Below are 12,916 nucleotides of genomic sequence, written 5' to 3'. Positions count from 1 at the left end.
CACCGATGCCGTCGGGATGGTCACCACCATGCGCCGGGCCGGGTTGATCGCGCCGATGCGGCCGGACAAGTATCTGCGCATCGCTGCCGCGATGGCTCGCGAGAACATGAGTGTCACTTCAGGTTTCGCGGCCGCCGCACAACGGTGCCCGAATCGGCCGGGCCTGGTCGACGAACTCGGCACGCTGACCTGGCAACAGGTCGACCAGCAGGCCGACGCCTTGGCGGCCGGCCTGCAGGCCTTGCCGGCCGGTGAGCCGAAGGTGCTGGGCATCATGGCCCGTAACCACCGTGGCTTCGTGCTGTCGCTGATCGCCGCGAACCGCATCGGTGCCGACGTGCTGCTGCTCAACACCTCGTTCGCCGGCCCGGCGATGGCCGAGGTGGTCGAACGCGAGTCGGTGGATGCCGTCATCTACGACGAGGAGTTCGCCGAGATCGTCGACCGCGCACTGGCGGACCGCCCGTCGACCACCCGGATCGTGGCCTGGACCGACACCCACGTGCACGACGTCACGGTCGCCAAGCTGGTCGAAGAACATCGCGGGACCGAGCCGCGGCGCTCGAGCGAGAAAAGCAAAGTGATCCTTCTGACGTCGGGAACGACCGGAACACCCAAGGGCGCCAAGCATTCCGGTGGTGGGCCGGAAGTGCTCAAGTCGATCCTGGACCGCACCCCGTGGCACACCGAGGAGCGGGTGGTGATCGTTGCGCCGATGTTCCACGCCTGGGGTTTCTCCCAGCTGGCCTTCGCGGCGTCGATGGCCTGCACGATCGTCACCCGACGCAAGTTCGATCCGGAAGCCACCCTCGAGCTCGTCGACCGGCACCGGGCCAAGGGCCTGTGTGTGGTGCCGGTGATGTTCGACCGGATCATGGAACTGCCCGAGAATGTGTTGCGCCGCTATGACGGTCGCTCGCTGCGGTTCGCCGCGGCGTCGGGTTCGCGGATGCGTCCCGACGTCGTCACCGCGTTCATGGACCGGTTCGGCGACATCATCTACAACAACTACAACGCCACCGAGGCCGGCATGATCGCCACCGCGACACCTGCCGATCTGCGCGCCGCGCCCGATACTGCGGGGAAACCCGCCGAGGGCACCGAGATCCGCATTCTGGACGCCGAGTTCAACGAGGTTCCCACCGGCGAGGTGGGCACCATCTACGTACGCAACTCGACACAGTTCGACGGCTACACCTCCGGCACCACCAAGCAATTCCACGACGGGTTCATGTCCTCGGGCGATGTCGGCTATCTGGACGAGGCGGGTCGGTTGTTCGTGGTCGGCCGCGATGACGAGATGATCGTCTCCGGCGGCGAGAACGTGTACCCGATCGAGGTGGAGAAGGTCCTGGCCGGCCATCCCGAGGTTGCCGAGGCCGCGGTGATCGGTGTCGACGACGAGCAGTTCGGGCAGCGGCTGGCGGCGTTTGTGGTGCTGTCCGGCTCCGACGCCCCCACCAGCCCGGATGACTTGAAAGCGTATGTTCGAGAGAACCTGGCCAATTACAAGGTGCCGCGGGAGATCGCCGTCCTCGACGAGTTGCCGCGCAACAGCACCGGCAAGATCGACCGACGCGCGCTCCAGGAGAAGGTGAATGGCTGAACGCCAACCCGGTCTGAGAAGGCGACTGCTCACGGCGGCCGCCGAGTTCCTCAATGCTGCGAACGCAGTGAAACCGCTCGGCCGCAAGGGTTACAGCACCATTCCGGCCTTCGCGTTCGGTTGGCCGACCTCGGAGAACGCGCCGCTGGTGATCACGGTGTCGGCGCTGGATGCGGTGCGACGCGCCATCCGCGGCGATTACCGCTCCACGGGTGGACGAATCTCGTTGCTGCTCAAGGCAACCTCCTGGGCGTTGTTGGTGCTGGTGCACCGGCGCAACGTGCAATCCCGGCCGTATTTCGAAGATCCGGTACACGAGGCCCTGGCCGAGGAGTATCCCGCGGCCCTGCGGCCGTTGCGCCGCGGCGAGGTGTACTCCACGTCGATGAGCCGGCGCCGCTACGCACGTGAGACCGTGCATTACGGCCCGCACCGGGCCAACCTGGCCGATATCTGGATGCGCCCGGACCTACCGCGGGACGGCAAGGCCCCGGTGCTGCTGCAGGTTCCGGGCGGGGCCTGGATGATCGGTATGCGCCGGCCGCAGTCCTATCCCCTGATGAGCTACCTGGCCGAGCAGGGCTGGATCTGCGTGTCGATCGGCTACCGCATCAGCCCGCGGCACCCGTGGCCCAACCACATCATCGACGTGAAGCGGGCGCTGGCCTGGGTGAAGGAGAACATCGCCGAGTACGGCGGTGACCCCGACGCGGTCTGCATCACCGGTGGATCGGCAGGCGGGCATCTGACGGCGCTGGCCGCGCTGACCCCCAACGATCCCAAGTGGCAGCCGGGTTTCGAGGATGCCGACACCTCGGTGGCCGCCGCGGTGCCGGTCTACGGCCGTTACGACTGGTTTTCCACCACCGGCCCCGGCCGGGCCGAGTTCATGGAGATCCTGGAACGGCTGATCGTCAAGATTCCGCTGGGCACCGACGACCAGGTGTACCGCGACGCCTCACCGATCACCCTCGTCCACCCCGACGCCCCACCGTTTTTCGTGTTGCACGGGACCAACGACTCACTCATCCCGGTGGTCGAGGGTCGTGAGTTCGTCGAAGCCCTGCGCAACGTGTCGAAGTCACCGGTGATCTATGCCGAGATTCCGCATGCCCAGCACGCGTTCGACTTCTTCGGTTCACCACGCGGGCACTACACGGCCGATGCGGTCGCGAAGTTCCTGACGTGGGCGCGGGTCTGGGCGGCGCGGAAATAGCTGAGAAGTAACTGGGCCGAAATTAGTTTCGCCGGGCCGGTTTGGGTGCGGCGAGTTCACGTAAGGCCGCCAAGAACAGCTCATCCATCCGCGGGCTCAGCTCGCCCAACGTGGCAGCACTGGCATGACTGGCTGCGCCGAAAACCTGATCGAGTGCGTCGGCGTCGGCATCCGCACCGATGGACAGGCACAGGCAGGCCACCCCATCGGCTCTGAGTTCCTCGAGGGCCTTGGCGGCGTCGGCCCGAGCGTAGTGGCCTTCGTAGCCGTCGTCGTAGGGGTAGCCGTCGGAGAGCACGATCAACAGCCGATTCGGCGTTCCGGCTTGAGTTTTCAGGATCTCTCCGGCGCCCCGGATACCGGCCCCCAACCGGGTATAGCCGTACGGCTGCAGCCGGCTGAGCCGGGCCCGTTCGGCGGCCCCGAAGCGGTGGCCGAAGGTCTTGACGGCCAGCAGGTGCACCGCGCGACGCCCCTGTGAGCGAAATCCGTACACCGCGACGCGGTCGCCGAGCTCCTCGAGTGTCACGGCGAGCGTCGCAGCCGCACGGCGTTGGTGTTCATGGACGGCGAGGCCGTCGCCGTCGGCGTCGGTCGCCGATCCCGATGCGTCGACGAGGATGAGCACCCCGAGATTGCGGGCGAGCTTGCGGCGCTCGGTGTACACATGCTCGGGTGATGAATAGCCTGAGCGCAGATCGACGAACAGGTCGATCAAGGCCTCGGTGTCCACGTCGTCGCCGTCGGCTCGGGCGCGCAACACTTTCGGACCGAGGCCCACTCGCGCCAGTCTGCGTCGCAGCACCGCGTCACGCGTCACACCGACGGCTGAGACGTCGACCGTGGCGGTGACGGGAAAGTCGATCACACGGCACCACTCTTCTCGATACCGGTCACTGAAGACATCCCATTCCGGATACCACGCGCCACCGACGGCGAGCGCTGCAACAGGCTTCTCGGCACCGGTGAAGTGAATCGGGGTCGGTACGGGACGCGCATTCACCCCGGCGCGCGATGTCCGTCGGATCGATCCGACGCCCAACTCCGCACCGGCACCCTCACTTTCGGACGAGCGAGAACTGCCGAACAGCGAGCGCAAGAATCTCGCGGGCGCCTGCGCGCCGATGGGAACCTCGAACAGCTTGAGGATCCAGCTCTTCTCGGCCGGTCCGCCGTCGTCGTCATCGTCCTGAACCATCTCGGACGGGTCGGGTTGCGCGGCGTTCATCCGGACGTCGGCATCGGTGGCCCGCGACCCCGGCTCACCGCCGATGCGGGCGCGGATCAGTGTGGACGGTTTGATGGTCCCGAACCACTCCGGTGGTGCGTCGAGTGTGGTTCTGCCCAAGGCAATGTGCAGTGATTCCTCCGAATTGGTGGACTGCGCAGCGCAGGCGGGACAGACCGCAGCCGCCAGGGCAACGCGCGGGCTGAGCTCGGCAAGGACGCGGTGGCCTTCCAGCGTCAGGTAGCGGCGGGTCGCCACAGGCCGGGCCCGCAGCCGCTTGACGTACTGACCTTCGAGGCTGCCGGCTCCCAGAAGCGCACTCTGGACCAGCACTTCGCGACGCTGCCGGTCCGGGTCGGCATTTGCCGACACGAAGATGATCTGGCCGTCGGTGTAGGCCAATTCGTCTGCGCGGGCCACGGCGACATCGACCGGCCGCCCGGCGAGGAAACCGGCCAGGAACCGAAAGTGGTGCGGCTCGGGGTAACCGGTGCTCACCGTGACAGGACGGCCTCGACGAGTTCCCCGAGACCCCGGATCACATCGGGATCGTCCGAGAGCACCTCCACCACCGCGGACTGGATCGCGTCGCGCAGACTGAGCCCTTCGGCGACCAGCCCGCCGGCGAGGATCAGCATGCGGGTCGACGCCACCTCGCTCAGTGCCGAGCGGTCCAGACCTCGGATGGCGTTTCCGAGCCGGACCAGCGATTCCGCAGTGGTGGAGTCGATCCCGGCCTCGTGGGCCACGATCTGGGTCTCGATCTCGGCAGCCGGGAAGTCCAGGCTGATTGCGACAAAGCGTTGTCGGGTCGAGTCTTTGAGGCTCTTGAGGATGCTCTGGTAGCCGGGGTTGTAGGAGATCACCAGTTGAAAGCCCGGCGCCGCGGGCAGCGTGGTGCCGAGCCGGTCGATGGGCAGTTCGCGTCGGTGATCGGCGAGCGGATGGATGACCACCGTCGTGTCCTGCCGCGCCTCCACGATCTCGTCGAGATAGCAGATGGCACCCTCGCGTACCGCTCTGGTCAACGGGCCGTCCACCCAGACGGTTTCACCGCCCTTCAAAAGGAAGCGGCCCACCAGATCCGCCGATGTCATGTCCTCATGGCCGGCCACGGTGACGAGCTCACGACCGAGTTCGTGCGCCATTGCCTCGACGAAACGCGTCTTCCCGCACCCGGTGGGACCTTTGAGCAACACCGGCGCGCCGCGGCGGGCAGCCGCCCGGAAGGTCTCGATCTCCCCTCCCGCGGCCCGGTAGTACGGCGACGGGGCACCCGCTTCGCCGATTGGCCGAATCTTACTGACCGTCATCGTTGTTCGCCCGTTGGATCGGCACGACCGGCGGGATGGTCACGCCTTCGGGCAGGACCAGTTCACCCTCGTGATTGATGTAGCCCGAACGGTGGGTCGGTAACGGCAGGTCGGGGTTCGGGCACGGTCGGTCGGTCCCTTCGCCGCAGATGCCGGGATTGAAGTAGGAACGCTTCTGCACATCCTCCGGCCACGGATCGGCCTGCGTGCCGAGCCAGGTCGCGGGAACGTTGTAGAACAGGAAGAAGCATGCGCTGACACCGCCGAAGATGGCCAGGAAGCGGACGAACTGTTGTTTGACAAACCCGCCGCGGACCCGGTCGATCCCCCGTTCGACCAGGGTGCGGCCGCGGTCGTCGGTGAAGAAGCGCAGGCAGACAAGCGCCGTCTGGACCCCGCCCCACATGAAGCCCTCGTAGATCGGCCACTGGTAGTAGGTGCCGGCGTTGAACGACAAGGACTGGATGGCACCGGGATAGGAGTAGAACCCGATCGGCAACATGATCAGGGCCTCCATGACGAAGTCGAAGACGATCGCGATCGCATAGGTGACCAAGACCAACCGCAGATTGCTGATCGCCGGCCAACGGTTCTTGATCTTGCGCATGATCGCGCAGCCGACGATGGTGAGCAGCAGGACACCGTAGGCGTAGCCCGGGACGTTGGTCAGCAGCGGTTCGGGCACCGTATGACCCGGTTCCTCGTGCGCCACCCAGCCCGGGAAGTACGGCGCCCATGACCCCTGGTTGAACAGCCACGCGTTATACGTGCACCAGGTGCTGTAGTAGTTGAGCATCGGATCCTGGAACATCATCAGGCCCATCGACACCAGGAGCATGCCGTCGAGCGTGATGCGCCGCTCCCGCAGCCACGGCCGAATGATGAAGAACCACAACGCGAACGGCAGACCTACCCAGAGCACGACGGCGTTGGCGATCAGCGGGATCTTCATGTACATCGGTGGTTCGCTCGGCCCGCCCGGCACCGACTCGAAATATGGCCCGGTCACCCACCGGGTGAAGACATACAACGTCACCAGCAGGAACGCGCCGCCGACGGTCGCCCAGATTCGGTACGCGTTCGACGACGGCGGGCCCTGCTTGTCGAGTTCGGCGATGCCACCGACCGATTCGGTGACGGCGGGCTTCTTGGACAGATCACTCATGTTCGGTTTCCCCTTGGCGATCGTGGAGGCATTCGGCGGAACGCGGCCAACCGATGCGGTAAATATACTTATCGGTATCTGAGATTCCAATAGGTTACTCAGATTCTGTGGCAGACTTTTGCCATGGCTGAGCGCTGGACCCGCGAACGCAGACTTGAGCACACCCGCTCAGTGCTGCTCGATGCCGCCGAAGAGGTATTCGCCGAAAGAGGTTTTGCGCCAGCCACTCTGGACGACATCGCGCGGGCCGCCGGTTACACCAAAGGTGCGATCTACAAGCACTTCGCCACCAAGGAAGACCTGTTCCTGGCGGTGAGTGACCGTTACTGGCGGCGGTATTTCGACAACTTCGCCGAGGTGATGTCGAGCGCGAAGCAGGTCGGTGTCCACGAACGCGACGAGATCGCCACGCGTTGGCGCCAGCTGAGCCAGGACCGCGGCGCCGAGCATGCCGCGTTGGGCCACGAGTTCACGCTCTACCTCCGCAGAAACCCGGACTCACGGGATCGCGTCGCGGCCAAGCGATCCGAGGTGGTCGACGCGCTGGCGACCTTCATCGTCGAGGGCATCGAGAAACTCGGTGGCACATTGTTGATCCCGCCGAGGACCTTTGCGCAGGTGCTTATCGCCACCAGCGATTCGGTGGTGCTGGGCAGCGAGCTCGATGACGTCGACCTCTATCGGCCGATCGTCGACATGTACGTGTCGGCGATCAAGCTGCCATGACTCAGTCCCGCCGACGCTACGGTTCTTGGCGTCATTCGCCGGAATTTGGGCGATAAACCGTAGTCTCGGCGCAGGAGTTGGGCGCGCCCTAGAAGACGCGCACCTGACCTTCGAGCACCGGCACGGTCTCGGGGAGCTTATAGGTCTGAATTCCGTTGCGGAACATCACATTTTCGCGGGCGTGCTCGGGCAGGTGTTTGACCAGCCAGCGCGGATCGTCGTAGGTCCAGTGCGGGTAGTCCGACGAGAACAGCAGGATCTTGTCGCACTCCATCCACTCGAACGCCCGCGACAGCTCGGTCTTGTCCTCCGGATAGTCCAGGGGCTGGGTGGTGAACTTGATGTGGTCCTTGACGTATTCGCTCGGCTTGCGCTTGATGTCCATCCAGCTCTTGCGCGCCTCGTAGATCGCATCCATCCGCCACATCAACGGCAGGATCCAGGTGAACGCATGCTCGACGAACACGATGCGCAGCGTCGGGAACCGGTCGAACACCCCGTCGAAAATCAGGCTCATCACCTGGTTGGCCGCCAACAACGAATACGTGACCATGAAGTCGTGGTTGTAGCTGGGGAATCCGACCGGCGGGATCGGCAGTTCCTCGTACTCGCCGCGGGACAGATGGCAGCTCACCGTGATGTCGTGCCTGGTGGCCGCGGCCCAGATCGGGTCGTACTTCGGATCGCCCCACGACGGCCGCGGCTCCGCCTTGATCAGGATCTGCGCCATGTACGGATGGCCGGCCCACCGTTCGATCTCCTGCGCGCCGAGCTCGGGGGCTTCGACGGCCAGGCAGATCGAGCCGCGCCAGCGTTCGTGCCAGTTGTTGTGGGAATCGAGCCAGTGGTTGGCCTGCCAGTCGTTGAGCGCACAGTTCATCACGTGGTTGGCCTCGGGGATGTGCGCCGAGTACGCCGCGGGCTCGAGGATGGCGATGTCGGCGCCGGCCTCCATGATCAACTGCCGGAAGGCGAGGTCAGGATCACTGCCGGCGAATTCACCGTCGGCCGGGAAGGAATCGGTGCGCATGGCGTAGGCGTGCGCGTAGTCGGGGGCGTCGTAGTAGATGAGATCGCCCACGTCGTGCGAACCGAAATACCGGGTGCGCCACGGCTCGGGCAGGTACTGGCCCAGGTCCCCGCGTCGGGGCACGGGATGCACATCGGAATCGACGCAGCGGACCGCGATGCGTTCGGTGGCCGGAATCCTCGGCGAAGCTGTGACGGTCATGCTCGTCCCCTCAACGTGCGGGTGCGACGGCGATGGACTTGGCCTCGAGGTAACCGTCGAGACCTTCGCGGCCCAGCTCCCGGCCGTACCCGCTGTACTTGACGCCGCCGAACGGTGCGAACGGATCCATTGTGTATCCCTGGTTTACCCCGAAAGTGCCGGTTTGTACACGGTCGGCGATGCTCACGCCGCGATCGGTGTCGGCGGTCCACACCGAGCCGGCCAGGCCGTAGTCGGAGTCGTTGGCGATCGCGACGGCGTCGTCCTCGTCCCGGTAGCCGATCACGGTGAGCACCGGGCCGAAGATCTCCTCGCGGGCGATGCGCATCGAATTGTCGGCGTCGGCGAACAGCGTGGGCCGCACGTACCAGCCGCTGTCGAGTCCGTCGGGCAGGGCGGTCCCGCCGCAGACCAGCCTGGCCCCTTCCCGTTCGCCGAGGTCGATGTAATCGCGCACCCGCTGCTGCTGCCGACGCGACACCAGCGGCCCCAGCTCGGTGGCCGGGTCGGCCGGGTCGCCCACGACGAGAGCGCCCATCCGGGCGGCCAGGGCGTCGACGTAGTCCTGCGCCCGCGCAGCCGGAACCAGGATGCGGGTCAGCGCATTGCAGATCTGGCCGCTGTTGGACAGGCTGGCCGACCGGACGCCGGCGGCGACGGTTTCGGGGTCGGCGTCATCGAGGACGATGGCCGCCGACTTGCCGCCGAGCTCGAGGCTGACCTTGGTCAGGTTGGCCGCGGCCGCCGCTGCGACGGCCCGCCCGGCCGCACTCGAGCCGGTGAACGAGACCTTGTCGACGCCGGGGTGCGAGACCAGGTGACTGCCGACCGCGGCGTCGCCCGGCACGACGGTGACGACGCCGTCAGGCAGGCCGACCTCCTTGAGCATCTCGGCCAAAAGCAGTGCATCCAAGGGAGATTCGGGCGCGGGTTTGAGCACCACCGCGCAGCCGGCCAGCAGCGCGGGGACCAGCTTGGTGACGATGAGGAATTGCGGCATGTTCCACGGGACGACCGCGGCCACGACGCCCACCGGCTGCCTCTTGACCTGGACGTCGGAGCCGAAGAATCCGCGCCGGACCTCATGCCAGGGATAGGTTTCGGCCAGGTCGCAGAAGGCCGACATCATCATCGTCGGCAACCCGACCTGCGCGCGTTGGGCGAAGCTGATCGGTGCGCCGATCTCGGCCGAGATCAGTTGTGCCATCTCGTCGCGTCGCTGCGCGTAGATGCCGGCCAGCCTGCGCACCGCGGCGATGCGCTCGGCGGGCGCCAACCGGGGCCAGGGCCCCCGGTCGATGGCCGCACGAGCGGCGTCGACCGCGGCGTCGACGTCGGCCAGACTGGCGGCCGGTACGCGGGCGATGGGTTGCTCGGTGTGCGGCGAGATGATTTCGATCGTGTCGGCCGGGTCGCCGCTCGGCGACCAGTCGGCTTCGACACCGAGATACTCCCCAAGATGCTGATCCATCCGGACCCTCCCGCCTCAGTCGAAGTAAGAGTATCAACTACTTGTCATTGAGGGAACCGCCGTCTACCGTCGAGCCTGTCGAATCACATCGCAGAGGAGCGGGCATGGCTCGGTTTTCCAAGCCGGCTGAAGGCAGCTGGACCCAGCACTACCCCGAGTTGGGCACCGGGCCGGTGTCCTACGAAGACTCGATCAGCCCGGAGATCTACGAGCTGGAACGCCAGGCGATCTTCAAGCGCGCGTGGTTGAATGTCGGCCGGGTGGAACAACTTTCACGTAAGGGCAGCTATTTCACCCGGGAAATGAAGGCGGCCAACACCTCGATCATCGTGGTGCGCAACAAATCGGGCGAGGTCAAGGCCTTCCATAACGTCTGCCGCCACCGTGGCAACAAACTGGTGTGGGATGACATGCCGTTGGAGGAGACCAGCGGGGTGTGCCGGCAGTTCACCTGCAAGTACCACGCCTGGCGATACGACCTGGACGGTGAGCTGACCTTCGTCCAGCAGGAGGCCGAGTTCTTCGATCTCGACAAGAGTCGCTACGGCCTCGTGCCCGTGCATTGCGAGGTGTGGGAGGGCTTCATCTTCGTCAACTTCGCCAAGACACCCGAGCAGTCCCTGCGCGAATTCCTGGGCCCGATGATCACCGACCTGGCGGGCTATCCGTTCGACAAGATGACGTCACGGTTCACCTATCGCTCTGAGGTGAAAGCGAATTGGAAGCTCTATATGGATGCCTTCCAGGAGTTCTACCACGCACCCATCCTGCATGCGAACCAATCCCCGACCGCCTACTCGAAGGCCGCCGCCGAGGCGGGCTTCGAAGCACCGCACTACCGCATCGAAGGGCCGCACCGCCTGGTCAGCACGTCCGGGGTGCGGGCCTGGGAGATGGCCGACGAGATGCGCAAGCCCATCGAAGACATCTGTCAGAGTGGGCTTTTCGGGCCGTGGGACAAGCCGGACCTGGGCGAGATGCCGGCCGGCCTCAACCCCGCCAAATGCGATCCGTGGGGGCTGGACTCCTTCCAGCTCTTCCCGAACTTCGTCATGCTGTTCTGGGGCCAGGGCTGGTACCTGACGTACCACTACTGGCCGACCTCGTTCAACACCCACCTCTTCGAATGCACGCTGTACTTCCCGCAGCCGCGCACGCCGCGGGAGCGGTTGGCCCAGGAGCTGGCCGCGGTGTCGTTCAAGGAATACGGCCTACAGGACGCCAACACCCTGGAGGCCACCCAGAGCTCGATCGAGACCCGGGTGGTCGACGAGTTCCTGCTGTGCGACCAGGAGATCCTGCTGCGCCACCTGCACAAGGAGACCGCGGCATGGATCGAGGACTACCAGCGCAAGACTGCGGGGGTGTGAACCGATGAGCAAACTACCGGCGGAATTCGCCGATTTCGAACAGTTCTCGGATTGGTGCCTGTCCAGTGAACCGCAGCGCTACGCCAAGCGGCTGGGCTCGACGATGACCGAGATGCAGGCCTTCTACGACGCGATCACCCCGCGCGCGGAGGAAGCCATCAGCTTCTGCGACAAGTTCAGCCTCGACGACATGCCCGAGGATGTGCTCAACCTGATGCACCTGCTGTACTCGATGATCACGGTGTCCTTCCCGGTGGAATGCTGGAAACAACCGCGGGTACCGGACTCCGGCGCGACATCGCTGGACTGCGTCGTCGAGCCCGTGCCGTGACCGGCACCGTCGATCAGCCGACGGTATTGCGCGCCGCCCGGTGGGTGGACGTCGTCGGCGGTCAGGTCCGCTCCCCGGCCGTTGTGGTCGTCGAGGGCAACCGCATCACGGCGGTCAATCCCGGAGGCCCACTGCCGGATTCGGCCACCACCATCGATCTGGGCGATGTCACGCTGCTGCCCGGCCTGATGGACATGGAACTGAACCTGTTGATCGGCGGGCCGGGCAACCCCAATGGGCTGCCCACCCCGATGCACGGGGTGCAGGACGACCCGGCGTACCGGACGCTGCGCGGCGCGGTCAACGCCCGTACCACCCTGGAGGCCGGGTTCACCACCGTGCGCAACCTGGGGTTGATGGTCAAGACCGGCGGCTATCTGCTCGACGTCGCGTTGCAGCGGGCGATCGATCAGGGCTGGCACGTCGGCCCGCGCATCTACCCGGCCGGACACGCGGTCACCCCCTACGGCGGCCACCTGGACCCCACGGTGTTCCAGCGGCTGGCGCCGGGCATCATGCCGCTGTCGGTCGCCGAGGGCATTGCCAACGGTGTCCCCGACGTCATCGCGTGTGTGCGTTACCAGATCCGCCACGGCGCCAAGCTGATCAAGGTGTCGGCCTCCGGCGGCGTGATGTCCCACAGCACCGCACCGGGTGCCCAGCAGTACTCCGATGCCGAGTTCGCCGCGATCGCCGACGAAGCCCACCGCGCCGGGGTGAAAGTCGCCGCCCACGCCGTCGGGGACAGCGCCATCCAGGCCTGCATCCGGGCCGGCATCGACTGCATCGAACACGGATTCCTGGCCAGCGACGAGACGATCCAGATGATGGTCGACCACGGCACGTTCCTGGTGTCAACCACGTATCTCACCGATGCGATGGCCATCGATCGGATCGCGCCGGAGTTGCGCAAGAAGGCGCTCGACGTGTTCCCGCGGGCAAAATCCATGCTGCCCAAGGCTATTGCCGCCGGGGTGCGCGTGGCGTGCGGCACCGATGCGCCGGCGATCCCCCACGGTGAGAATGCCAAGGAGCTGTGTGCGCTCGTCGAACGCGGCATGACCCCGATGCAGGCCCTGCAGGCCGCCACGGTGGTGGCCGCCGACCTGGTCGATGCCGCCGACGAACTGGGTCAACTGACCCCGGGCTATCTGGCCGACGTCATCGCCGTCGTCGGCGATCCCAGCGTGGACATCGCGACCACACTCGACGTCCGGTTCGTGATGAAGGACGGCAGCGTCGTCAAGCACAAGTAGCAC

At 65.8% G+C, this 12,916-nt stretch carries 11 protein-coding genes; 6 read left to right on the top strand and 5 right to left on the bottom strand.

The features are described from left to right. Window positions 1-16: 16 nt before the first annotated feature. Entirely contained in the window at window positions 17-1,606 is a 1,590-nt protein-coding gene (gene fadD12, locus A5733_RS03620) for an acyl-CoA ligase FadD12 (RefSeq protein ID WP_067768101.1), read from the top strand. After that, on the top strand, window positions 1,599-2,822 hold the full coding sequence (locus tag A5733_RS03615) for an alpha/beta hydrolase (RefSeq protein ID WP_198938720.1): 1,224 nt from the start codon (window positions 1,599-1,601) through the stop codon (window positions 2,820-2,822). The genes fadD12 and A5733_RS03615 overlap by 8 nt, the downstream gene beginning before the upstream one ends. Before the next feature lie 22 nt (window positions 2,823-2,844). On the opposite strand, the gene A5733_RS03610 is transcribed toward A5733_RS03615, so the two are convergent. From A5733_RS03610 to A5733_RS03600, 3 genes are read right to left on the bottom strand one after another with little or no spacing between them, the layout of a single operon-like run. Beyond that, window positions 2,845-4,548 (bottom strand): nitric oxide reductase activation protein NorD, encoded by a 1,704-nt coding sequence (locus A5733_RS03610; RefSeq protein WP_076239119.1) that lies wholly within the window; start codon window positions 4,546-4,548, stop codon window positions 2,845-2,847. Beyond that, complete coding sequence (locus A5733_RS03605; RefSeq protein WP_076239118.1) at window positions 4,545-5,363, bottom strand: CbbQ/NirQ/NorQ/GpvN family protein; 819 nt, start codon at window positions 5,361-5,363, stop codon at window positions 4,545-4,547. Before A5733_RS03605 ends, A5733_RS03610 begins: the two co-directional genes overlap by 4 nt. Next, window positions 5,350-6,528, bottom strand: coding sequence for a spirocyclase AveC family protein (locus A5733_RS03600; RefSeq protein WP_076239117.1), 1,179 nt, complete (start codon window positions 6,526-6,528; stop codon window positions 5,350-5,352). The genes A5733_RS03605 and A5733_RS03600 overlap by 14 nt, the downstream gene beginning before the upstream one ends. A gap of 123 nt (window positions 6,529-6,651) precedes the next feature. Between A5733_RS03600 and A5733_RS03595 the strand changes: the two genes are divergently transcribed. After that, window positions 6,652-7,254: a TetR/AcrR family transcriptional regulator gene (locus A5733_RS03595; protein ID WP_076239116.1), complete on the top strand. Its 603-nt coding sequence runs from the start codon at window positions 6,652-6,654 to the stop codon at window positions 7,252-7,254. Between the two features lie 88 nt (window positions 7,255-7,342). On the opposite strand, the gene A5733_RS03590 is transcribed toward A5733_RS03595, so the two are convergent. Together A5733_RS03590 and A5733_RS03585 are read right to left on the bottom strand one after the other, a co-directional pair. Further along, window positions 7,343-8,485 carry an amidohydrolase family protein gene (locus tag A5733_RS03590; protein ID WP_067768066.1) on the bottom strand — a complete coding sequence of 381 codons (1,143 nt, stop codon included), beginning with the start codon at window positions 8,483-8,485 and terminating at the stop codon, window positions 7,343-7,345. A gap of 10 nt (window positions 8,486-8,495) precedes the next feature. Next, window positions 8,496-9,956 carry an aldehyde dehydrogenase gene (locus tag A5733_RS03585; RefSeq protein ID WP_076239115.1) on the bottom strand — a complete coding sequence of 487 codons (1,461 nt, stop codon included), beginning with the start codon at window positions 9,954-9,956 and terminating at the stop codon, window positions 8,496-8,498. A gap of 104 nt (window positions 9,957-10,060) precedes the next feature. Between A5733_RS03585 and A5733_RS03580 the strand changes: the two genes are divergently transcribed. From A5733_RS03580 to A5733_RS03570, 3 genes are read left to right on the top strand one after another with little or no spacing between them, the layout of a single operon-like run. After that, entirely contained in the window at window positions 10,061-11,326 is a 1,266-nt protein-coding gene (locus A5733_RS03580) for an aromatic ring-hydroxylating dioxygenase subunit alpha (protein ID WP_076239114.1), read from the top strand. A 4-nt stretch (window positions 11,327-11,330) separates the two neighbouring features. Further along, window positions 11,331-11,657, top strand: a complete 327-nt coding sequence (locus A5733_RS03575) for a hypothetical protein (protein WP_076239113.1) — start codon at window positions 11,331-11,333, stop codon at window positions 11,655-11,657. Continuing rightward, window positions 11,654-12,913, top strand: coding sequence for an amidohydrolase family protein (locus A5733_RS03570; RefSeq protein ID WP_076239112.1), 1,260 nt, complete (start codon window positions 11,654-11,656; stop codon window positions 12,911-12,913). The genes A5733_RS03575 and A5733_RS03570 overlap by 4 nt, the downstream gene beginning before the upstream one ends. Window positions 12,914-12,916 lie beyond the last annotated feature (3 nt).

The sequence above is a fragment of the Mycobacterium sp. NS-7484 genome (assembly GCF_001953975.1).
GTDB lineage: Bacteria > Actinomycetota > Actinomycetes > Mycobacteriales > Mycobacteriaceae > Mycobacterium.
This window is presented reverse-complemented; position numbering and strand designations above follow the sequence as displayed.